The 23,978-nt window shown below is 42.1% G+C and carries 18 protein-coding genes; 9 read left to right on the top strand and 9 right to left on the bottom strand.

Annotation, left to right across the window (positions count from 1 at the left end; translation table 11 throughout):
- Positions 1-32 precede the first annotated feature (32 nt).
- Positions 33-1,505 carry a DUF3336 domain-containing protein gene (locus tag KUL10_RS06975; RefSeq protein ID WP_110428197.1) on the bottom strand — a complete coding sequence of 491 codons (1,473 nt, stop codon included), beginning with the start codon at positions 1,503-1,505 and terminating at the stop codon, positions 33-35.
- A 250-nt stretch (positions 1,506-1,755) separates the two neighbouring features.
- Here KUL10_RS06975 and KUL10_RS06980 point away from each other — a divergent pair, with 250 nt between their 5' ends.
- Entirely contained in the window at positions 1,756-2,970 is a 1,215-nt protein-coding gene (locus tag KUL10_RS06980) for a DUF445 domain-containing protein (protein ID WP_110428198.1), read from the top strand.
- A gap of 18 nt (positions 2,971-2,988) precedes the next feature.
- Here the strand turns inward: KUL10_RS06980 and KUL10_RS06985 are convergent, their stop codons facing one another.
- Entirely contained in the window at positions 2,989-3,753 is a 765-nt protein-coding gene (locus KUL10_RS06985; RefSeq protein ID WP_110428199.1) for a ParA family protein, read from the bottom strand.
- A gap of 135 nt (positions 3,754-3,888) precedes the next feature.
- On the opposite strand from KUL10_RS06985, the gene KUL10_RS06990 reads away from it, so the two are divergent.
- The gene (locus KUL10_RS06990; protein WP_110428200.1) at positions 3,889-5,388 is read left to right on the top strand and encodes a wax ester/triacylglycerol synthase domain-containing protein; all 1,500 of its coding nucleotides are present in this window, start codon (positions 3,889-3,891) and stop codon (positions 5,386-5,388) included.
- Between the two features lie 38 nt (positions 5,389-5,426).
- On the opposite strand, the gene KUL10_RS06995 is transcribed toward KUL10_RS06990, so the two are convergent.
- Positions 5,427-6,320: a LysR family transcriptional regulator gene (locus KUL10_RS06995; RefSeq protein ID WP_110428201.1), complete on the bottom strand. Its 894-nt coding sequence runs from the start codon at positions 6,318-6,320 to the stop codon at positions 5,427-5,429.
- Positions 6,321-6,627: 307 nt separating this feature from the next.
- On the opposite strand from KUL10_RS06995, the gene KUL10_RS07000 reads away from it, so the two are divergent.
- The 3 genes from KUL10_RS07000 (at position 6,628) to smrA (ending at position 9,472) form a co-directional block, all read left to right on the top strand.
- The gene (locus tag KUL10_RS07000; protein WP_110428202.1) at positions 6,628-7,305 is read left to right on the top strand and encodes a type 1 glutamine amidotransferase domain-containing protein; all 678 of its coding nucleotides are present in this window, start codon (positions 6,628-6,630) and stop codon (positions 7,303-7,305) included.
- A 280-nt stretch (positions 7,306-7,585) separates the two neighbouring features.
- Positions 7,586-8,734, top strand: a complete 1,149-nt coding sequence (locus KUL10_RS07005) for a DUF418 domain-containing protein (RefSeq protein WP_110428203.1) — start codon at positions 7,586-7,588, stop codon at positions 8,732-8,734.
- Positions 8,735-8,884: 150 nt separating this feature from the next.
- Positions 8,885-9,472: a DNA endonuclease SmrA gene (smrA, locus tag KUL10_RS07010; protein WP_110428204.1), complete on the top strand. Its 588-nt coding sequence runs from the start codon at positions 8,885-8,887 to the stop codon at positions 9,470-9,472.
- A gap of 69 nt (positions 9,473-9,541) precedes the next feature.
- Here smrA and KUL10_RS07015 read toward each other — a convergent pair whose 3' ends face one another.
- Together KUL10_RS07015 and purL are read right to left on the bottom strand one after the other, a co-directional pair.
- Positions 9,542-10,231 (bottom strand): crotonase/enoyl-CoA hydratase family protein, encoded by a 690-nt coding sequence (locus KUL10_RS07015; protein ID WP_110428205.1) that lies wholly within the window; start codon positions 10,229-10,231, stop codon positions 9,542-9,544.
- 619 nt (positions 10,232-10,850) lie between these two features.
- On the bottom strand, positions 10,851-14,738 hold the full coding sequence (purL, locus tag KUL10_RS07020; protein ID WP_110428206.1) for a phosphoribosylformylglycinamidine synthase: 3,888 nt from the start codon (positions 14,736-14,738) through the stop codon (positions 10,851-10,853).
- A 262-nt stretch (positions 14,739-15,000) separates the two neighbouring features.
- On the opposite strand from purL, the gene mltF reads away from it, so the two are divergent.
- Both mltF and KUL10_RS18720 read left to right on the top strand, forming a co-directional pair.
- Entirely contained in the window at positions 15,001-16,434 is a 1,434-nt protein-coding gene (gene mltF, locus KUL10_RS07025) for a membrane-bound lytic murein transglycosylase MltF (RefSeq protein WP_233499738.1), read from the top strand.
- A 384-nt stretch (positions 16,435-16,818) separates the two neighbouring features.
- Positions 16,819-16,971, top strand: coding sequence for a hypothetical protein (locus KUL10_RS18720; protein ID WP_199509201.1), 153 nt, complete (start codon positions 16,819-16,821; stop codon positions 16,969-16,971).
- Between the two features lie 31 nt (positions 16,972-17,002).
- Here KUL10_RS18720 and tadA read toward each other — a convergent pair whose 3' ends face one another.
- Positions 17,003-17,500, bottom strand: coding sequence for a tRNA adenosine(34) deaminase TadA (gene tadA, locus KUL10_RS07030; protein ID WP_110428207.1), 498 nt, complete (start codon positions 17,498-17,500; stop codon positions 17,003-17,005).
- A gap of 431 nt (positions 17,501-17,931) precedes the next feature.
- Between tadA and KUL10_RS07035 the strand changes: the two genes are divergently transcribed.
- Positions 17,932-18,159: a hypothetical protein gene (locus KUL10_RS07035; protein ID WP_110428208.1), complete on the top strand. Its 228-nt coding sequence runs from the start codon at positions 17,932-17,934 to the stop codon at positions 18,157-18,159.
- Positions 18,160-18,331: 172 nt separating this feature from the next.
- Here the strand turns inward: KUL10_RS07035 and ylqF are convergent, their stop codons facing one another.
- Together ylqF and KUL10_RS07045 are read right to left on the bottom strand one after the other, a co-directional pair.
- Positions 18,332-19,324, bottom strand: a complete 993-nt coding sequence (gene ylqF, locus KUL10_RS07040) for a ribosome biogenesis GTPase YlqF (protein WP_110428209.1) — start codon at positions 19,322-19,324, stop codon at positions 18,332-18,334.
- A gap of 140 nt (positions 19,325-19,464) precedes the next feature.
- Entirely contained in the window at positions 19,465-21,438 is a 1,974-nt protein-coding gene (locus KUL10_RS07045) for a monovalent cation:proton antiporter family protein (protein ID WP_110428210.1), read from the bottom strand.
- Between the two features lie 191 nt (positions 21,439-21,629).
- Here KUL10_RS07045 and KUL10_RS07050 point away from each other — a divergent pair, with 191 nt between their 5' ends.
- Complete coding sequence (locus tag KUL10_RS07050; RefSeq protein ID WP_233499739.1) at positions 21,630-22,538, top strand: GGDEF domain-containing protein; 909 nt, start codon at positions 21,630-21,632, stop codon at positions 22,536-22,538.
- 60 nt (positions 22,539-22,598) lie between these two features.
- Here the strand turns inward: KUL10_RS07050 and tilS are convergent, their stop codons facing one another.
- Complete coding sequence (gene tilS / locus KUL10_RS07055) at positions 22,599-23,963, bottom strand: tRNA lysidine(34) synthetase TilS (protein WP_110428212.1); 1,365 nt, start codon at positions 23,961-23,963, stop codon at positions 22,599-22,601.
- Positions 23,964-23,978 lie beyond the last annotated feature (15 nt).

Here is a 23,978-nt window from a genome sequence, read left to right on the forward strand (position 1 = left end):
TGTTGAATGACATAAGCTTCCAAGTCAAATCCTTAGTTGCTGACCAATCGCAAACCGTTGTTATTACCCAAAATATACGCCTCTCTTTGCTTAAGCGACTTCAAGTAATGCTGCAAGGTCTTGCTGATCAAAGTATTGCGCTTGATTTGATCAATTTGTGGCCATGTTGCCCGTTCGCCCTGCTTAAATAATTCAGTCAGGCTTTGCTTACTTGGGTTTGAGATAATTTGCATAAAGTTATCAACCGTAGCATCTGGAAGAATATTGATATCACCCATGTATTGCTGATCGATAACAGAGCGGACTTTATGGATACCCAGTTTAGTTGCACGGTGGCTAATGGTACTTTCTAGAATATCGAAGGCATAAATACTGTTTATTTTAGCTAAGTTAGCGATGTGCCGAATGCTTAATCCAAGAATACCTGTTGTATCGCGCTTATCTCTTGCTTGAAACAAGGTAGAAATAGGATTGGTTTGACTGACAATACTATGATTCACACCATATAAGCGCGCAAGGCGTTTGAACGGCAAATCAGCCATAATCGAACCATCTGCAAATCGGCGACTGGGAATATAGGGAATAATCTCACCGGCTTGATTTTTTGCCTTTAACTGAACTGCCGAAAACAAAATCGGGATAGCACACGAAGCTCTTACCGCTTGTGAAATAACTGCATGAGGAGAAGTTTTGGCGTTTAACAAACGAGAATGTTGATGCAAATCAGCAGGTGAAACCGTCACGGTAATGTGTTTACCAGTGCGTTCATAAGCCTCTTCAAAGGTCATGATATCAAACAGTTCGATAAGGGCATTTTCTAGATTGGTGCTGTCCAATAGTCCATTGTTGCTAAAGCCTTTCCAAATTCGCCACTCGCTAAATCGTTCGAATATCGCTTCAGGTGTTAGGAAGCCTTTTAACTCTTCGTTGGTTCGAGTACCCACTAGCGCAGCAATAATAGAACCTGCACTAGCGCCAGAGATCACGTCTGGTAATAAGTCGTGCTCTACCAGTGATTTAACCACGCCACCGTGGAAAAACCCGAGGCCCGCACCGCCACTGAGCATTAAACAAGATCGGCCGAAGGCATGTGTTGTTTCATCAAAAAACGAAAGCTTTTCATAAAAATCAACTTCGTTTTCATTGGCTTGGTAGATAAAGTCTAAGGACTCACACACCTCTTTGATGAAGTCTTCAATGAGGTGCTTAGTACCAATTTTCGTTTGTGATTTTATTGAAGACGCCGAGATATTTCCTAAGTTGCCGTGCAAACCTTCTTGCAATATATACATCAAGTCAGCAGCATCGCCCCTCGCCTTAGCTTCTTTTAAACGCTGAGCGCGCTTACGAATAGCGCGGTAGTCATAATCCTTACAAGCGTCTTTTGCCTTCCATTCTTCAGCGCCCGACAATTCGTCGTGAGCGATCGCAGCGTCCTTAAACTCTTCGTAAGATTCGGCAGTCTCCATGACATTCTCTAATTCGAGTAATTGTTTATTTGCCATGTTGCATGTCTCTAGTTAACGTACTTCTTACTAATACTATTTTCGTCATACCACGCAGTTAATATTATTTTTTTAGAAAACGCTACCTAAAATGCATTCATGTTTTTTTATATTGACCAAAACAATTGCGATGGTAGCCTAGGATGTAGCGTATTGTACTCATAGTGCAAACAGCGATAGTATTGCTGCTGACAAATCGAACAGTAAACAATAAACAACAAATAAATAATAAACGGCGCTTCCTAATTTTATGGACTTCACTCTAGACCCAGCAACACTCAGCTTATTATCCATTCCGATAATCAGCGCTATTGTTGGTTGGTCAACAAATTTTCTTGCCTTAAAAATGATGTTTTATCCCATTGAGTTTATCGGCATAAAACCTATTTTTGGTTGGCAAGGCTTAATCCCCGCCAAACGAAAAGAAATGGCAGAAATTGAAGTCGAATTAGTCTTAGGGAAACTATTGAGTGTTCAAGAACTTGCTTCACGAATAGATGCTAAGAGTCTTACTCAAGCGATGGAACGACGTTTAAAGCAAGTGATCAGAAAAGTAGTGAACGAAGTGATGCGCGAATGTGCACCGCAATTATGGGCTGCACTTCCCGTGCAAGCCAAAAACTTGGTTTACGCCAGAATCGAAGCTGATATCCCCAACATGGTCGAAAAGATGGTCAGTGATTTTCGGCACAACGTTGAAGAAATTGTTGATATAAAAGAATTGGTGGTTGGTAAACTCGTAGAATCCCCTGAACTAATCAATGAAATATTTTTAACTGCAGGCGCGAAAGAGTATCCCTTTATCGAGCGCTCTGGCTTCTGGTTCGGTTTGCTATTTGGTATTCCTACCATGTTGTTGTGGTCTTATTACCCTCAATGGTGGATTTTACCGCTAGGCGGCTTACTCGTTGGTTACCTTACGAATTGGCTAGCACTAAAAATCATTTTTGAACCTAAACAACCGATCAAGTTTTTAGGTTTTTCCATCCAAGGCATGTTTTTAAAGCGCCAACATGAAGTTTCTCGCGTTTATGCTGATATTATTGAATCAAAATTGATGACGTCTAAAAACATCATGGACATTGCCCTTCACGGCTCAGGTTCAGAGCATCTTTTAGAACTCATTGAACTTCACGTAAACGATGCGATCGAGCGTTATATAGCGGTTGCTCAACCCTACTTTGCGATTGGTGTAGGTTCAGACTCTTATTACAAAATGAAAGAAGTCGCCAGTAGGCGCATCTTTGAAGACTCAGAAAAGTATTTGCCTTACGCCTTCGCTTACACTAACGATGCGCTTAATATAGGCGATGACTTATGCGAAAGAATGCGTGCACTTACTCCGGAAGAGTTCGAGGGAGTACTGCGCCCCGCTTACGAAGCCGATGAATGGAAATTAATAGTCACCGGAGCCTTGTTGGGTATGGGCGCGGGATTCATGCAGCTTTACTTGGTGTTCTCTTAAGCTAAACGTTTCATCACTTTAATGCGCAAGCTGTTCAAATAGCTTAACCAGAGACAAAGTTAATTTGTGCTTAGGTGCAAAATCTATTAATGGCCTTTTGGCTTGATGAGATTCTCGCATCTTCACAGACTGACTGATGTATTGAGCAAGCACAGGGTAACCTTCATCAATTAGTTCATTAATGATTTGTTGAGGAAGTTTGGCATTCGCCATAAATTGATTTGCTATGATTCCTTCGATTGCTAGATCTGCATTATGGTCTTCTCTGATTTCATCAATTTTTTGTTGCAAGCTATATAAGCCTTGTCTAGCAAAGTCATCACAATCAATCGGTATCAAACAGCGATCTGCTGCAATCAATGCAGATAAACTGAAAAAATTCAAAGCAGGCGCAGTGTCAATATATACGTGGTCATAATCATCACTTAAGCTTGCTAGTGCTTCTTTTAATTTGTAAATCTTATGTCGGCTATGCAACTCACTCTCTAATTCTGCTAGGCGTTGAGAACCGGCAATAATTGACAGATTTTCGATTTGAGTCGCTTGGCAATACTCAATCGCAGGTTTGCGACGAATATGAAAAGTGATGGTTTGTTCGAACATATCAGCAATGTTGTCGGCGGGTTCAATTGATTCAGCGTTCAGATATGCCGTGCTGTTGCATTGGGTATCTAAATCAATGATTAAGGTTCGATATCCTTTGTTTGCCGATATTGCGGCAAAATTAACCGCCAAGCTTGATTTACCCACGCCCCCTTTTTTATTGAATAACACTCTGATCATGCGGGTACTCACCATTCGCTAATTTATAAATTACTGTTAAGATGAGATTATACGCAAAAAGTGTGATGAATTTGATAAAAATCCTACGAATACAAACAAAGGCTAGTTGAGGGAACACACAGTGAGAAAAGTAGCATGAGCCGAAAGATATCGTTTTTAGATAAAATGTTTTGGGTAACTGAATCTAAAGCCAACCCGAAACACGTCGCAGGTATCCAAATACTTGAGATGCCTGAAGGTGCTGCGCAAGACTATGTCGAAAAGTTACACGCAGAGCTTCAAACTTTCACAGATGCAGCTTCTCCATTTAATTGCCGAGTGAGCAGCTTTTTAGGTTATCCAATTAGGCTTAAGCCTATCGATAAGTTGGATATGGATTACCATGTGCAGCTTCATGAAATTGCTGATCTCAACGACAAAGTAGAGATACACCAGTTTGTCGCACAGCTGCATGAAACGTGGTTAGACCGCGATAAGCCCCTTTGGCAATATCACTTAATAAAGGATCGCAGCAATACACGCTTTGCTATTTACGTAAAAGTCCATCACATGTGCGGTGATGGCGCGACCCTAATTCGCATATTCCAACGCGGATATGCCGAAACCAAAAATGACGAGAACTTTGTACCCGTTTGGGCAACTAAAGCTGAACGACGCCCAAGGAAAAAAGCCAATATTTTTAAGCGCATTCTTGGCGGTATATGGGGCTTTGTAGTCACTATTTTTGATATTTTATGGATCCTATTTAGACTGCTCGTCAAAATTTTAAGGCTCAATACTCACTACATGCCAGTACCGTTTTCAGGTACAAAGACGGTGTTAACTGGACAGGTCAAAAAAGGACGAGCAGTGTCTACTGTTGAGTTAGACTTTAATCGAGTGACTCGCTTAAGCAAGCGACTGCGCGCCTCAGCTAACGAAATTATGCTATGTGCTTTTGATATTGCTGTTCACCGATTTTTAAAAGACTACGGACACACCTTTGATAAAGCACTTTATACCAATATGCCAATTAACCTTCGCAAACCGGGTGAGTTGACGGGCGGCAATAAAATCGCAATCGTCCCGGTTAAACTGGCATTTGGGCAAAAAGACCCCTACCTGCGACTTCGTCAGATTATAGAGAATCACCGTATCGTTAAACACGCCGCCAGTGTTTCTCATCCAGCAGCGTTTAGCTATTACACATTGTTGATTCAGTCTTTCTCGTTGTTGTTTGAGCTGTTGCGAGTGTCAGATTGGGTAAGACCAATAGGCAATATTTTGATTTCTAATATGCCAGGGCCAAAAAATGAGCTTTATTTTAAAGATGCACGCTTATTATCAACCTGTCCTGTATCAACAATGACGCCAGGCGGTGGACTTAACATCACGATGGTCACATACAATGGCGTCGCTCAAATAGGCTTAGTGTGTTGCAATACCAAAATAAAGGATCTTGAACCTGTATCCCGATATTTTTTAGAAGCATTCGAGCTGCTTGAAGACTGCATCGACGATCCCTCATTAGACACTGATTGCATTGGCGAACAAGACGAAGAACCACCTAAAACTATTGTTGAGGAAGAGATCTTACCTGAAGATGAAATAGTTGATGAAGGTGAAGTGGGGATTGGTAAACTTCACCAAGCTTAGAGCTTGCGCAAATTTTATCTATGCAGGCCGTCCTCAATTTAGGTATTAGTAGGGGCAGCGTTAGCAACTTCGGCAACCAAATAGTCAATTGCAGAACGTATTCGAAGCGGCAAATAACGACGACTTGGATATACAATCCACGTCGGGATTGAACCAAGGCAATAGTCTCTTAAAATTGGAATAAGCTGCTGATTTTCTATGCTTGGCTTTAAAGTCGTTTCAGGCAAATAACAAATACCCGCGCCAACCTTAGCGCTCTCAACCAAACTCACTGCACTATTTGATTGCCAAGCAACCGGTACTTTAAGTGTGAAGGTCGTATTATTGTCGTACGGATCGATAAACCGCCACGTATCGTTAATTGACACGATACAGCGGTGTTCAACAAGTGATCGCGGATGTTCGGGCTCACCAAAGGTTTTTAGGTATTCGGCGCTTGCGGCCGCCATTAGTTTTCGTTCAGTTAGTTTTCGAGCAACTAAGCTTGAGTCTGACAATTCACCATAGCGAATTGCAAAATCAAAGCCGTCGTCAACAAGGTTGATGTTGTTAGGATTAAAATCCATTTCGATTCTCAGTTTTGGGTGTTGCCGTCCAAACTTGGCAAGGTAAGGCGCCACCACTCTTTCAGCAAAATCACCTGCAGCGGATACCCTTATTCGCCCCTCTAACTCGGTGGATTCTGATATTAGCTGAGCATTTGCCTCCTCCATTTCATCAGAAATAGCTAAACATTTTTGAAAATATTCAAACCCAGCATCACTGAGTTTCACGACTCTTGTGGTGCGATGAACGAGTCGAACCCCTAACTTTTGCTCTAGTGCATTTACTTTTCTACTGATATGCGAGGCAGACACGCCCATGCGTGCCGCCGCAGCCGTAAAACTGTTGGTTTGTCCCAAAGCAATAAATTCTTCAATTGCGAAAAACATTTTGTTTTTTAACCTAAATCATATTTTTAGAAACAGTGTTCAGCCCCCCTAGATAAATAAATCACTTTCATCATTTCCTAAACGACATTCAATTTATCTATGGTTACAAGGAACTTTGCCATTATACTGCACCCATTATTTCTATACAGCAATAATCTTTTGCTAATCCGAACCATTATCAACATCATTGTATTAATATATTCTTCTACCAATCGCGCAGGTGATGCGTTTTAAGACAGTTGTTAATGTTCATCGATGATTAACGATTGAAACCCTTTTAATCGAGTAATTTCTTAGGAATTAGACAATGAAAAACATATTAGTCGTATTGACCTCACATGACGCTTTAGGTAACACAGGCGAGAAAACAGGCTTCTGGCTAGAAGAGTTAGCCGCACCGTATTATGAATTTATCGATGCAGGTTATTCACTTACGCTTGCTTCACCTAAAGGCGGTTTACCGCCACTTGATCCCAAAAGTAATTTAGAAGATTTCAAAACAGACGACACAAGACGCTTTGAAACCGATGAAACCGCGCAACATGCGCTTGCCAATACCGTCGCACTATCTACTGTCAATCAAGAGGACTTTGACGCTATTTTCTATCCTGGTGGCCATGGTCCTTTATGGGATCTTAAGGAAGATGGCGATTCAATCTCCTTAATTGAAAGCTTTTACGCCGCAAATAAACCCGTTGCAGCCGTTTGTCATGCGCCAGCGGTGTTATTAAACGCAAAAGACAATAGCGGCAACGCACTCGTAGCAGGTAAAAAGGTGACTGGTTTTTCAAATTCAGAAGAGGCTGCTGTAGAGTTGACAGATATAGTGCCTGTACTTATCGAAGATGCGTTTAAAGCCTTTGGTGCAGAGTATCAAAAGGCAGATGACTGGTCTGAATTTGTAGTCGAAGATGGCCTATTATTAACAGGTCAAAACCCTGCATCTTCAAAAGCGTTAGCTAAGCTAGTACTTGAGAGGTTGTAAAAGCTAAAGCTTTGACTTAATTATCGTAAACAAGATGGATGTGTATGCCTATGACACATCTATCTTTAAATTCTTAGCCTGACACGCTTTTTAAGCACTTTCTATACTTTTCAGCCGATATTACTTACCCATTAGCATTTACCCACTAGCACTTACCCATTAATTTCATCAGTAACAAATTCTTTCAATTTCCCCCAAAAAGCTCCGTTTCATTTTATGTTCTTGATGCTAATCTTAGCCAATAACCCACAGACAAGGGATTTCGCATGAGGGTAAAGCATTGAGAATAGCATCGATTGACGCCATTCGAGGAATTGCAATTTTAGGGATATTACTGATGAACATTCCCTATCACGCTAATTTAATGATGGGTTATGTGCCGTTTGAGCCTAGTCTAGTTAGCGATCAAATATTTTCATACATCTATGCAATTTTCGTTGATGGACGCTTCAGGATGCTGTTCTGCATTCTTTTTGGCGTGGGTTTAGCTATTCAATATGAGTATTGCGACCGCCACCGAATTGATGCAAACACTTATCTTAATACCAGATTTAAATGGCTTTTATTATTCGGTTTTATCCACGCGCTTGTCTTGTTTGGCGGGGATATATTGATGCTTTATGCATGCGTAGCAATGTACGCTATTAAAAAGCTACCCACTAGTGATGCTGAGTTTGATAGTATATTACTGTCGAAAGCTATCCGATTACTCACCATAGGAAGCCTCGTATTATTCGTATGGGGTGCAGTAACACTATTGACTTATGAACCAAGTGAATTAATCACGCGCAATTCAGAAACATTTACAGAGCAACTTAACGAATGGAATGGCGACCCAATATTAAGGGTAATAAGTGAGCTTGGTTTTGCGCTCGTGCTCGTGACTACTTCGCCCTTGCATATTTTATGGCAAACAATGGGCGCAATGTATCTAGGCATGTACCTTTATCAATCAGGTTTTTTTGCTACTGGTTTTTCGCCAAAAGCACTTGTCAAAATATCACTTCTTGCCCTTGTCACAACGCTTATTTGCTTGCTACCTCACGTTTATATAGGTTCGGTAATTGCAGAGGTTAATTTTTTCTTTTCAGCAACTTCTTCCGTGTTAGTTGCGCTGATTTACGCCCATGTCATTGTTAAAATTTGCAATCGCTATAATGGTTTTGTACGTGTATTTGCGCCTGTGGGTAAACTTGCTTTCAGTCTTTATATATTGCAATCCTTGGCAATGAGTATTGGATTTACTTGGCTGTTTCCAAGCTTTTACAGCAGCGCAACGCAACTGGACTATTTCGGACTTGTTGTAGTCTTTTCGATTATCCAAATCCTAATTGCGCATTTTTATCTACGCCATTTCAAAACAGGCCCTTTAGAAGCACTTTGGCGCAGATGCTACCAACGCAATATACAAACCAAAGCAGAAGACTAGGAGCGTAAAGATTTTTTGAGACCAATTAGTCACGATTACGTATATATAGTTGTTTGACGAGACTTGACGCAAAAACGACCAACAAAAGCGTATTTAATAAAAATAATATAAAATAGCGGCAATAGGTAAGCTTAATCAGGAGGTCTAAATATGACAACAAACGCCTCGAATGATCTGGATTCGTTTTTAGCTGAAATGGCAGACGTGAAGCCAATTGAAACGACCAACACAGTTGCGCTGAACAATAAAAATAAAGAAACGCTTGCACAAAAGCTTAAACGCAGAGCTTTAGAAAAAGAAATACAACAGGATGACAATGGTCTAAGTGTCGATAAAGTTGACCCCGTTGATCCCCATGATTTTTTGTCATACAAACAGGATGGCGTACAAGAAGGGGTGTTTAAAAACTTGAGATTAGGCAAGTATCAAATCGATACCCACCTAATGCTTAACCACTTAAAGTTTGACGAAGCGCGACAAACGCTTTATCAAACCTTAAATGATTGCCATGAACGCGGGATTCGTACAGTGTTAATTCAGCACGGTATTGGCCTTAACAGCAAACCCTTTCCTGCGTTTTTAAAAAGCTACGTTAATCAATGGTTGAAGCAAATTGATATTGTGATTGCCTATCACTCTGCGCTGAAACAACACGGTGGTTTAGGCTCGGTCTATGTGTTATTGAAAAAACATCCCAACCAAAAGCTAATTAATCGGGAGCGCAACCGCAAAGGGTGAGTGATTCACCCTTGCTGTTTTGGAATCGAAGTAAGAACAGTATAATTCGTTTGATATACAACGAATAGCCTACAAAGAACCTGTTTTATCCAACTCAATCGCAGCATCCAAAGCATCAAGAAGATCACGGCGTGCTTTTAGTTTTGTCGAATAATGCGCCCTCATGTCTAATTGTGTTGCTGCATTGGCAATGTACGATAGTGTTTGTTCAAATGCGTCAGCAGGCACAATTTTATCAAGAAAGCCTGCCGTTACTGCGTCTTCAGGCGAGACCATCTCAGCCAGCATAACAGAGCGATTGAAGAATACAGGCGCCAATCGCCCCTTCGCAATCTCCAACCCAGCATGATGCATACTCATACCAATCGCCACTTCATTCAAACCAAGTTTAAAATCACCTTGAACCCCTAAACGATAGTCCGCGCTTAATAATAAAAACGCACCTTTAGCCACTGCATGTCCCGAGCAAGCCGCAATTACTGGATAAGGAAACGCAAGTAATCGCCTCGATAAAGTAGAGCCCTTTTCTACAAGCTTCATCGCCGAAGCCATGCTTTGTTTCATCACTTTGAGGTCATAGCCCCCCGAAAACATTCCCGCTTGCCCTGTTAACACAACCACACATTCCGCCGCTTCAGCTTTATCGAGCGCGTCATTAATATGATCTATCACCTCATGTGAAATGGCATTCACTTTACCGTTATTAATCGTAATCGTAGCAATATTTGCGTCTATTTTGAGATCTACTGGCGTATTCAAGGTTACATCCTGATGTTCTGTACTTTTCGTTAGTTTAGAAGGGTTGAGTGATTAATTACAAATTGAAATTTGTGATGATGGTGTTGTGGAATTTTTATAGTTGATGTGGGTTTATTTCGGAAAAGCTGAATATAGCTTACAGAGAGCGGTGGTTGATGTTAGGTTTGCTAGGTTCCAAGGAGGTCCTCGCATTCGCGAGGATGACGATTCTTCGGTGTGACAAATTACATCGTCATTCCTTCGAATGAAGGAATCTCCAAAATTAACAACCGTTCAATCAAACTAACGAGCTAACACTAACAAAGAACATTCAGCGCGCCAGATGAGCCCTATGCATTCATAAAAGCTTCCAACACAGGACGTGTTGGCAGCAGCGGCCATGGATGGCGCACAGCGGTTTTATGAATGCATAGGGCTTATCTGGCAAAAGCTGAATATTACTTACGGAGTGCGGTGGTTGATGTTAGGGTTTGCTAGGTTCCAAGGAGGTTCCCTTTTTCAAGGGAATGACGATTCTTCGATGCTGATATCGCTGTGTTCCAACGAGGTTCCCGCCTTCGCGGGAACGACGTTTCTTTGTAGATGACGATTATTGAGCTTTTTAACTTCTGCTTAAAGCCTAGCCCACAAAAACGCGTGCATTACGGAACATGCGCATCCAAGGACCATCTTCCCCCCAAGCTTCATCACACCAAGAGTTATTGACCGCTCTAAACACACGTTCAGGATGCGGCATCATAATCGTAGCGCGACCATCTGTAGATGTAAGGCCTGTGATACCGTTGACCGATCCATTTGGGTTGGCTGGGTAAGATTCAGTAACATTGCCATAGTTGTCAACGTATTGAAGAGATACTTGATTAGCATTTTCAAGTGCTGATAGTTGCTCATCATGTTTGAATTCAACACGACCTTCACCGTGAGATACAGCAATCGGCATGCGAGAACCTTGCATGCCTTTAAAGAAAATCGATGGTGATGCTTGCACTTCTAACATGGCAACGCGCGCTTCAAAGCGAGCAGATTCGTTAGTTACAAAATGCGGCCAATCTTGTGCGCCAGGAATCAGCGATTTCAAATTAGATAGCATCTGACAACCGTTACAAACGCCGAGTGAGAATGTGTTTTCACGCTCAAAAAATGCTTTAAACTGAGCTTTTAAGTCTTCATTGAACAAGATTGATTTAGCCCAACCCTCTCCCGCACCGAGGACATCACCATACGAGAAACCGCCACAAGCGACCAAACCAACAAAGTCACTAAGATGTTGACGCCCTGCAAATAAATCACTCATGTGAACATCGACAGGCGTGAAACCAGCTCGATGGAAGGCGGCTGCCATTTCAACATGCGAGTTGACGCCTTGTTCTCTTAAAATCGCTACTTTTGGTAAGTTACCGCTTGCAATCAGATCTGCGGCAACGTCTTCATTAATATCGTAACTTAAGTTTGCGTGTAAACCTGGATCATTCGTATCGCTTTTCGCTTGATGTTCTTGATTTGCGCATGCTGGATTATCGCGTAGCGCTTGCATCTTATGCGTTGTACTTGCCCACAGCGTTCGGAAATAAACACGAGAGTTTTCAAGCACTGTATTTTGCTGATGTTTAAAGACAATCGTGTCACTCGAATTGGTATTACCTAAGTTATGAACACATGCACTTAAACCTGCTTGTTCGAAGGCTTGCATCACTGAATCATAATCTTCACTTGCAACCTGAACAACGGCTCCAAGCTCCTCGTTAAACAAGGCTGAAACAACGTCATCACCCAAAGAAGCAAGCTCGATGTCAATGCCTGTTTTACCTGCAAACGCCATTTCAACAACAGTGGTAAATAAGCCACCATCACTGCGGTCGTGATAAGCCAATAGCTTTTTATCAGCAAGTAAAGATTGAATTGTGTTAAAGAAAGACTTTAGTAATTGAGGGTCATCCACATCAGGCACTGTTTGCCCGAGTTTACTATACACCTGCGCTAAACATGATGCGCCTAAACGCTGTTTCCCCGCCCCTAAATCTATCAGAAGTAATGATGCATCGTTTTGTGATTTAAGCTCGGGAGTTAATGTATTTCTTGCATCTCTCACTGCCCCAAAAGCAGTAATGATAAGTGACATTGGTGCCGTGACCGCTTTATCGCCGTCACCTTCATTCCATGCGGTTTTCATCGACATAGAATCTTTACCAACAGGAATGGTTATGCCCAACTCTGGGCACAACTCTTCACCAATCGCTTTAACTGCGGCATAAAGCCCCGCATCTTCACCAGGGTGTCCAGATGCTGACATCCAGTTCGCAGACAGTTTAATCCGCTTTAAATCTCCAATATCGGAAGCAGCAATATTAGTCAGTGATTCTGCCACCGCTAATCGCGCAGAAGCAGCGTGATCTAGCAAGGCTACTGGGGTGCGTTCACCCATTGCCATCGCCTCACCTTGATAGGTATCAAACGCAGAAGTCGTGACGGCCACATCAGCCACTGGCACTTGCCAAGGGCCAACCATCTGATCACGCGCAACCATACCGGTTACCGAGCGGTCACCAATAGTAATTAAAAAGGTTTTTTCAGCAACGGTTGGTAGTTGTAAAATTCGGTCAGCCGCTTCACTTACCTTGATGCTTGCAGTATCAAACACATCACCTTGAGCACTTGCAGACTTAACGTCTTTACTCATTTTGGGTGCTTTACCTAACAACACTTCTAGCGGCATATCAATTGGTTTGTTACCAAATTTTGCATCGCTCAAAGTAAGGTGTTGCTCGCGAGTGGCCTTACCCACTACCGCATATTGCGCGCGCTCCCGCTTACAAATACTTTCAAACAATTCAAGGTTTTCTGGTGCGACTGATAACACATAGCGCTCTTGAGATTCATTACACCAGATCTCTAATGGTGACATACCTGGCTCATCATTTGGCACATTTCTAAGTTCGAACACGCCCCCTCGACCACCATCAGAAACCAATTCTGGAAAGGCGTTAGACAAACCGCCTGCACCTACATCGTGTATAAACTGTATCGGATTCTGATCACCCAATTGCCAGCACTTGTCGATGACTTCTTGGCAACGTCTTTCCATTTCTGGGTTTTCACGTTGAACTGAAGCAAAATCTAAATCAGCAGAAGACTGACCAGAAGCAACTGAAGAGGCCGCACCACCGCCTAAGCCGATATTCATAGCAGGGCCACCAAGCGCGATTAGATGCGCCCCTTCAGTGATTTCACCTTTTTGAATATGCTCGCGTTTTATGTTGCCCAAGCCACCGGCTAGCATGATTGGCTTGTGATAACCGCGCACTTCTTCACCATTAAAGCTATTTACACGCTGCTCGAATGTTCTGAAATAACCCAACAGATTAGGACGCCCAAATTCGTTATTAAATGCAGCACCGCCCAAAGGCCCTTCGAGCATTATATCGAGTGCACTCACGATGCGTTCTGGCTTACCGTAAACAGTTTCCCAAGGTTGCTGAGCATCAGGCAAGTTAAGGTTTGATACCGTAAAGCCAACCAAACCAGCCTTTGGTTTTGAACCGCGACCTGTTGCACCTTCATCTCTTATTTCGCCACCACTTCCAGTTGCAGCGCCCGGATAGGGAGAGATTGCGGTTGGGTGATTGTGCGTTTCGACTTTCATCAATATATCAATTGCTTGATGATGATATTGATAGGTGTTGTCACTTGCGTCTGGATAAAAACGTCCAGCGTCCCAGCCTTGCATTACCGCGGCGTTATCTTTGTACGCAGAAAACACGAAATCTTGCAGGACTTCGTGAGTGTTTTTAATCATTTTGAATAGAGACTTGGGCTGAGCAACGCCGTCAATCGTCCAATCAGCGTTAAAAATTTTGTGGCGGCAATGCTCTGAATTTGCTTGGGCGAACATGTACAATTCTACGTCATTTGGATTTCGTCCCAATGCAGTAAAGTTATCAAACAAGTAATCGACTTCATCGTCAGCTAAAGCTAAGCCCAGCTTTTGGTTGGCATCTACAAGCGCCTGTTTGCCTTGCCCAATAATATCGACGCTTGAAAAGGTCACAGGCTCTGCCACTTTAAATAACGAAGCTGCATCTTCAAAACTTTTTAACACAGATTGCGTCATTCGGTCGTGGATAAGTGAGAAAACAACCGAACTCTCTTGTCCGGTCTGGATATCGTATGCAATCCCTCGTTCAATCCTATTGACTTTAGATAAGCCGCAGTTGTGCGCAATATCGGTCGCCTTTGATGACCACGGTGATATTGTGCCGGGTCTAGGCGTTACCAAATACAAAGTATGTTCAATCGCACATTCGTCAGTTGAACCCTCAACAGATTCACCATAGACAAGCAGTTGTTTAAGCGTGTCTAACTCTTGGGGTGTGAGCGCTTCGTTAACATCCACAAAATGTACAAAATAAGCACTGGCGCTGGCTTTGCCGATACCATTATTGCTTAACTGAGAGGTCAGCTTTTCTTGTTGAAACTGAGATAGTGCAGACGAACCGCGAAGAATTAACATACTTTGTATACCAAATGTTGGGTTAGCCAACAGTACATAGACCGTTTAGCTGGAATGGAAATAGCGTGGTGCGGATTATAGAGAAAAGCAAAGCGTTGATAAACCCAAGGTGGGAGATGTTTTTGAAGTTTTTGCACATTTAAACTGGATGCTGAGCAAAAATTTGTTCACAATGGGATTAATGATAAGAAAAAAGCCTAAGTATTTTAATTTGTTGCGATTTATCCAATCAATAACACACAGGACACTCGGCCTAGCCGTGATGTCTTCTTTATTGTTGTTTAGTTGCGCACAACAGGCTCCCAACCTATCACTTTCAAGCATTCTGGAATCGGGCGTATTAAAAGTCGGATCGATATATGGCAGAACAACCTACTACAACGGTCCTACACAGGCAGAGGGGTTTGAATATGAACTTGCTCAAGGCTTTGCCGAATACTTAGGTGTACGCCTAGAAGTTTACCCCTATTATTCCTACGGTGAATTGATCCCCCAACTCGACAACAAAAGAGTCGATTTAATTGCTGCCAATATCACGATGACCGAAGCCCGTAAGGATAGGTATCGCTTTGGGCCTGCCTATCAAAACGTGAACTTCGAACTGGTATATCGCAAAGGCAAAAACCGTCCTCGTTCAATTGAAGATATTGACGGTGACTTAACCATCGTTGCCAATGATCTATACAGAGAACCACTGAGCACGTTAGTGGAAGAAGAACAACCTGCGTTTTGGCAAGAAACCGCAGAAAAAGATATCGAAGAGTTGCTGGAAATGGTGAGTAACGACGAGCTCGACTATACCATTTCAGATAGCAATATCTTGGCGGTCGCAAGGCGCCGTTACCCCAACTTAGGGATTGGATTTTCAGTGACCGATACGCTTCAAATAGCATGGCTTTTAAATAAAGATACTGATGATTCATTGCGCGCCGCATTAATAGAGTATTTCGGTTACCTGCAAACCAGTGGAAAATTAAGCGCTTTGGAAGACAAGTATTTTGGCCATATTCAAAGCTTTGATTTTGTCGATACCCGCGCTTTTATGCGTGCAGTCGAAAAAACACTGCCCGATTATAGAGATTTATTTAAAGCTTATGCGGGTGACAACGACTGGCGTTTACTCGCCGCAATGAGTTATCAAGAAAGTCACTGGGATCCAATGGCAGTTTCACCCACTGGAGTTCGAGGTCTGATGATGCTAACCCGCGCAACTGCCAAAGATATGAAAGTAACCTCTAGACACGACGCAGAGCAAAGCATTAGCGGCGGTGCTAGGTACTTTAGTAGTCTGTTAAGGCGCATCCCCGCAAGAATCCAAGAACCCGATCGCATATGGATGGCACTGGCTGCATACAATGTTGGTTTAGGACACCTAGAAGATGCTCGACGACTCACACAAAGACTAGGCGGTAACCCCGACCTATGGGTTGATGTCAAAAAACACTTGCCGCTATTAAGACAAAAGAAATATTACAAAACAACTCGCTATGGTTATGCGCGTGGGAATGAAGCGGTCAATTATGTCGCGAATATTCGAAGATACTATGATACCCTTGTGTGGTTAGAAGGCCAAAAAGATGCCACACAGCTAGAAGAAGTTCCCGTTATTGAGGGTGATGAGGCGACAAGTCATTCACCATCCGATGATAATGAAAAAGGCGAAATATCCACTGCCGAACCGCAAAATTCTCCCTGATGTAAACTTTCAAAAACTGTTTTAAATCGTTTTATTACAATTGCTTTGAAACTTTTGCATCCTTTTACCTGTCTTTACGTTATATGTTTATGCGCTTACCAATAAAGACGTGCGTAATAAAAATATAATACTTTTGTAATAAAAAGGACTGATTTTTGCTTTAGCTTGGCTTTAGATTGAATACAAGCGGCAAAACTAACGATTATTTCGTTATAAACAAATAACTGAATAAATAAACACAAATAAAAAGAATGAGAAGCAATGAATTGCTTCAGACAGAAATGAGCAAATAAGGGCCGTCCAAAAAGAGAAAAGACTCGCCTCCCAATGCTCAATCAATATTCGCGATATGGCTTTTTTCAGGTCGTATCGTAAGGAGTAATCATGAAAAGACAAACAAGCAGATTAAGCACAAGAAGGCTTAGAAGTAACCAACAACGAAAAACAATGCTTAAAAAGTTACATCAAAAAGTGATGCAAAGAAGAAAACTTTTTCAGGCGAGTGAAATAGACGAGCCGTTTTCAGAAGCGTGTTAGTTCAATCTTATAAAAAACCAAAGCGCCTAATCTAGGCGCTTTTTTTTGCGTGTTTCTTTTGCTCACGACGCTTTTTAAAAAAGCTTGATATCTTATCCGCGCACTCGTCAGCCAATACATTTGGGGTAATATCGATCACATGATTGAGTTTATCGCTGCACGCAATATCGTATACAGATCCACACGCCCCCGTTTTATAATCAGCTGCGCCATATACTAATCGTTTAACTCTTGCATGAACCAACATACCAGCGCACATCGGACAGGGCTCTAAGGTAACGTATACAGTTGCATCTATTAATCGATAATTCTCAATACGCGCAGCGGCATCTCTAACAGCAATGAGTTCCGCATGTGCAGTAGGGTCATGGTTACAAATCGACAAATTATAACCAGTAGCAACAATCTCGCTGTCGATAACCACAACTGCACCTACCGGGACCTCTCCTTTTTCCTCAGCAAGGTCAGCCTGAGCAAGAGCTTCTCGCATAAAAGATTCATCAAGTGATTGTTGTGTTTCTAAAGACATATCGAGACTTTCCAGTTGTCATTGAATTATCAAATCTAATTAACGATTATACGACATTGAGGGTAAAAGGCAGAATTAACTCATCGTACTTTTGAAGTACTATAGGTAATCATTTGTAATATCGACAAAAGAGCAAGCGAAAGAAAAAACCAAAATTGTGATTGGCTAAATTGACTATAAATACGTAATTTTAACCAAATTATACATAGACCGAAACCACCAAAACCAATTAACTCTTTGTTTTTATTATAAATAAATCATGGCAACTTATTTGCAATATCAAACTCAACAGTCACTAAAATTAAGAAATGACTATAGAAATACCTTTAGCAAAACATAAAAAGGCCATTAGCTGATGACTTTTGTCACTGTTTACCAGTAATACGAATGCTATGCTTTAGATATTGAAGTGTCATTAAAAGGAGTGTTTTATGAACCTTACATCCATAGCCATTGTTGCCATCATTTGCTGGGCGATTGTTCGCATCGTCAACGGCAATCCTAAGCAAAAAAACAAACCGAAGACTGATAAAGACATGCTAGCGATGCAGCATGAGTATGAAATGCGTCTTAATCAATTGAGTGAGCGAATAGAAACGCTTGAGAAGATAGTGACTGATGAGAAGTATGCGTTGAAGAAGGAATTTGAGGCGCTTTGAGTTTGAGGACATTCAGCGCGCCAAATGAACCCACTCCCCTTCATAAAATTTGTGCCGCAAGGACGCTGCACCAAAGCGGCATGGATGCCCTCGTGCGTTTTTATGAAGGGGAGTGGGTTTATTTGGCAAAAGCTGAATATGGCTTACGGAGTGCGGTGGTTGATATTAAAGGTTACCGTCTGCGGCGTTTATTGTTTTCACGCTTTTCAGTGCGAATTTCCTTGCGGTCTTTTTTATCTGGGGTCATCGAGCCTGTTTTAAATTTCGCCTTACGCGCTGCTTTTTTCTCTTCTTTAAGCTTTTCTTCTTCTTCAACAAGCGCCATCTCAGCTTCAACCATGTCTGGTGTTTCTAAGGTGATCCCGCCCAGCTTGCCCGTTCTCAAATCATTGATTAAGAGTTCGCATATTTTATGGAGATTAATGCGTCCACCGGCCATACGAGCACCGCGTTTTATAGCAGCGGCTTCTAAGAATTCAAGCTCCGTATCCGGAATTTCATCCATATCAAAGCGTTGTCTTAATGCCCCAGGGTAGTGTTTAATTAAATAATCTGCGGCAAAAAAACCAACATCGTCGTATTCCATGGCAGTATCTTTAACTGCGCCCGATGCTGCGAGTCTATAACCAGTGTTCGGGTTCATCAGCTTTGGCCAAAGCACCCCTGGCGTATCAAAAAGCACGATCCCACTGCCTAGATTGATTCGTTGTTGTGCTTTAGTGACCGCTGGCTCATTGCCGGTTTTTGCAATCGTACGCTCAGCCAATATATTGATCAGTGTTGATTTGCCAACATTAGGAATACCCATGATCATCGCATTGATACTTTTAACGCTTTTGTCTTTGTCAGCAAACATTTCTCTAATCAAAGGTAATATTTGTTTACTTTGAGCCGCTTCATCTAAGCGCGTGGTGATAGTTTTGACGCCTTTTTCAGTCTCTAGGTAGGTTTGCCATTGAGCGGTTTTTTCGGGATCAGCTAGATCAGATTTATTAAATATCTTGAGACAAGGTTTATCACCTCTGATTTTAGCAATTTCGGGATTTTCGCTTGAATAGGGAATACGCGCATCGATGACTTCGATAATTAAATCTACCTGCGAGATCTTTTCTTTTATCTCTTTCAATGCTTTATGCATGTGGCCTGGAAACCAATGAACTGCCATGTTATCCCCTAGTCAATCTGAATGTGCAAATCACGTTTAACGTAAATTTACGAATAGCGCGCATACTATAGAAATCACGGACAAGTTACCACTTTATGAAGCATCAGCACTTACGTTAAGCGTTTCTATCGCCTATCTATCTAAGCGCCATACAACAAGAATTTTTCCATGCGTTCGACGCGCCTTGGTTTACCCGAAATAACTAATACATCATTTGCCAAGACCGTTGTTTGCTCATCAGGCGTTTCTGTTTCTTGACCATTTCGTCTTATACCAGCAACGCTGATACGTTTTTTCGTAAAACAAAGTTCTTCAAGTGTCTTACCTACCGCAAAGGCATCCGCTGTAATCACGACAGCATGCATAAACTCTAACTTGTCTTTAGTACCGTAGCTAATTTCAGTTGTTTCGCCTGGAAAAAAGCCATGCATATGTTGATAGCCCTTTTTGCGCTCATTTCTCACCCGCTTCAAAATCCTAGACATCGGCACGCCAGAATAGTGAAGAACTTGAGAAACTAGCATCAAACTCCCCTCTTGAATCTCAGGGACAACTTGAGCCACGCCCGCCTTGTAAAAATCATCAACCTGATAGTCTTTGCGCGTTCGTACTACGATTTTCATATCTGACTTTAAGTCTTTTACTGCGTTAGTGACTTTGAGGGCTTTATCGTGATTATCAAAGGTAATCAGCAGTAATTGGGCGTTTAGTAATCGTGCAGATTTTAGTAAATCACGTTGGCTAGCATCGCCGTAGATCACCGGCTCTCCTGCCTGACGACTTTCTTGTACCCGTATCGCATCAACATCTATGGCAATATACTTTATTCCCTCTAGTTTAAGCATACGGGCAACTGATTGCCCCACCCTGCCAAAACCGGCAATCACGACGTGTTCACTGATGTTGGCTTGCGCTTCAGTTAACACAGTCTCAACCAAGGTATCTTTGTTTTCGTCTTTTACTACCCAATTAGCGAATCTATCGCTGTTATTAATCAGCCACGGCGTAAGCCCCATGCTTAATACGCCAATACTAATGATCACCGAAGATTGGGTCTGTGTGATGATGCTATTTTGTGCGGCAAGCGCGGCAATAACAAAACTAAACTCACCCATTTGAGAAAGTTTAAGGCCAGCTGCCCAAGCATCTTTGGCTGAGGACTTAAATCCCAGTGCGACCAATCTGACGATGACCGTCTTTACACCCATCATCAGTAAGCAGCCAAAAATGATGAAGTGAAACTCAGATAGAAACACCGACAGCTGAAGTTTCATTCCTACCGTTACAAAGAATAAGCCCATCAACATATCCCTAAACGGGCGAATATCGGCCTCTAGTTGATGCCTATATTGTGATTCACTTAGCATCATTCCGGCTAAAAAAGCACCAAGTGCCATTGACAAACCAAAGGCGTAAGTCACACCCGCAGCCAACAGCGCAATTAAAATAGTAGTGAGCACAAAGAGTTCATCGGTACGTGCCCTCGCGACCTCATTAAACAGCCTTGGTAGTAACCACCGGCCAACACTAAGTAAAACGGCAACAACGACTACACCTTTAAATAAAGCAAACAGCATGGCCGTGCCAATACTTTGTTCACTTTCCATAGCTAGTAAAGGAATCACAATAAGAATTGGAACCACGGCAATATCTTGAAATAAAAGAATACTGACTGCCATTTGCGAACGTGGTGTATTTAAGCGACCTAGCTCATCTATTTGCTTGATTACAATTGCCGTAGACGACAGCCCAATCATTCCGCCGATCACAAGCGCAGTACTCAAGTTAAAACCAAAGGAAATCATCACTACCGCAAACACTATTGTGCAGACGATCATTTGCCCAGCGCCGATCCCAAACACTAAGTGGCGCATGGCAATCATTTTAGGCAAGGAGAATTCAAGCCCTAATGAAAACAACAAAAAAACAATACCGACCTCTGCAATGATGTGCATTTGGTCTGGGTCATCAAACAAACTGAGTATTTCTGGGCCCGCCAACAGGCCCGCGACAAGATAGGCAAGAATCGCTGGGAGATTGATGCGTTTGAAAAACCACACCACAAAGACGGATAAGGTCATCAAACCTAGAATATTGACAAATTCTTGATTCAAAAAATTTTCCCAATTATGTCGAGAGAAACAAAAGCATAGCATTAAAGTTTGGCACACATACTGCTATCTGTTTACAAAATGATAAAACGACACAAGCCAGTATGTAAGTGTTCAATTGTCCTAGCGCAATATGACGAGTTTTTGACACCTACAGACTACTAATATAATTAATCAAAATCTATTTGGAGTGTATGATGGATTCAATGACGTTCGCAGAGCAAGAAATCAATCAATCGCAATTGTTCATTAGCGAAGCAGCTGAGCAACCTGTGTTAACCACAAGTGAATCCGCACATGTCATGCGCATGTTGATGGCATCAATAGACTTAGAAGAGCTGATTGATAGCTATATGGAAATGCTTACCGCAAAATTGCCATGCGCATCCCTCAAACTCACATTTGCGGACCAAGTACTGAAAATGGGTAAAAACAAGGGACAAGGTCGAATTATGAAAATTTCGATCACTTATGGACACCCTTACGGCACGCCACAGCACGCTCAATTAGCATATGCTTTTTCAAAAGTACTAAGCCCCGTACAACGAAAAATGTTGTCTGAAATGCATGGTTTGTTTGCAATGAGTTTACGTCATGCGCTTGAATTTTATCGCCTAAGTCAACTCGCGACCAAGGATGTTTTAACCGGTCTGGGTAATCGTTCGTTTTTTAATGAAACGATTGAAAAGCAGATTAGTCAGTGTAAGCGACAAAATTCAAGCTTTGGGTTGCTTGTACTCGATCTTGATAATTTTAAATCAGTGAATGATATTCATGGCCACCAACAAGGCGATGAGGTGCTAATTGGATTTGCGAATATTCTAAAAGACTGTCTTCGTGACACTGACCATGCCTTTAGATTTGGCGGTGATGAGTTTTGCTGTGTGTTAACCGATGTTAATCGTTCAGCTAATGAGTTAGTGGCAGCGCGAATCAAGCGTTCAGTTGAAAACCATATCATGTTTAAGCAGTTTGGCGTGTCTTGTAGTGTCGGTGCAACGTCCTTTGAGCCAAGCGATTGTGCGAAAACCCTTTTTGACCGAGCAGATAAAGCACTCTACGAGGCTAAAGAAGCAGGTAAAAACGTTTACCGCGCAGCCTAGTCTATAGTTTTACAAAATTCCCAACTTCCGCTGTGTATGCATTAAATACACAGCGGCTTTTTAAGTCTTCTCGACGCATAGCTCACTGCCAACAACATTCAATACGCGATCAGCCAATACGATTGCTTTTATTTCGCTTTCACGAATGACCATTGGCAATGTAGCTCGATACCAAGGGGGGACTTTGTATTCCTTACACCACTGTTTTATCGATTTTGATGGTCGATTGGCCTGCACTTTTATCTTTGCGCTTAAGCTTGCATACTCGAGTTGATAGCTACTTTTATTTGCCTGTTCAAGTTGATCACTATCTAACTTACCAAGTTTTACGCTAAACCCAAATAGCGAGTGCCTATATTCAAAAGGAAGGTGTTCGATCGTTTGCCCTAATAATGGTTTCTCAGTTTTGGTCACGATAACCAGATAACCATCAAAGCGTTTTAGACGTCTGTTAGACACTATGACTTCTGGTTGTGCATCCTCTGCTGCATGGCACAAAGAGAGCGCTTCATTTAATTGAGCAAAACTCGGAAACACCTGATTGTCACCAAGCCATACTCTTAATACTTCAGACTGTAATAGCACATCAATCGAAAGTAATTTATCTATTTCAAGTAGTGCATGTTCGTATCGACTGAGTATCGCTGCTGATTGTGCTTCCTGACTAAATCCATATAGTGTTTGTCGAGCAAATACCTCAACTAGTTGGCTTTGTTGCTGACAAAGTAAAGCCGTTCTAGAGACTGTTTTTGAAAACGAGGGCCACCTTTTATTAATGATTGGAAGTACGTCTTTTCTCAAAAAATTGCGGTCAAAACGCACATCTTTATTAGAATCATCTTCGATGTACGCAAGCTCATAACTTTGCGCATAGTCATTTATGAGTGCTTGAGAGACTGAAAGCAAAGGGCGAGCAAACCAATGCCCTTGAGGACTCGTAAATTGTGCGGGCATACTTGCCAAGCCTTTTACACCGCTTCCCCGTTTTAACTGAAGTAAGAAGGTTTCTGCTTGGTCGTCTTGGTGCTGCCCAAGTAACACGATGCCTTTTTCCTTGAGGCTCGCAAAATGTTTATCAGCCCAATCGTTAATCGCCTGATAACGAGCGTCTCTTGCAAGCGCTTCAAGGCTATTTCTTGCTTTAGCTTTAACCTGCACAGACACACTATAAAAGTCGATATTTAGTGTGTTACACACTTGCTGACAATGAGTTTGCCAAGCATCGGCATGCTTGCTAATGCCATGATTTATATGCAGTGCGCTTAGTTTGATCGCTTCACTTGATGAGGTGTCCGAAATGTAGCGATGGCAAAGATCAAGTAATACGCTCGAATCAATGCCGCCACTGTATGCCACACAAATATGTCTGACATTATCGTCTATGCTCTGAGCTAAGATTTTTAGTAGAGCATCGTGTTTAGACATATTTTAGCTTTTTTC

This window comes from Glaciecola sp. KUL10 (genome assembly GCF_003203515.1).
Classification (GTDB): domain Bacteria; phylum Pseudomonadota; class Gammaproteobacteria; order Enterobacterales; family Alteromonadaceae; genus Glaciecola.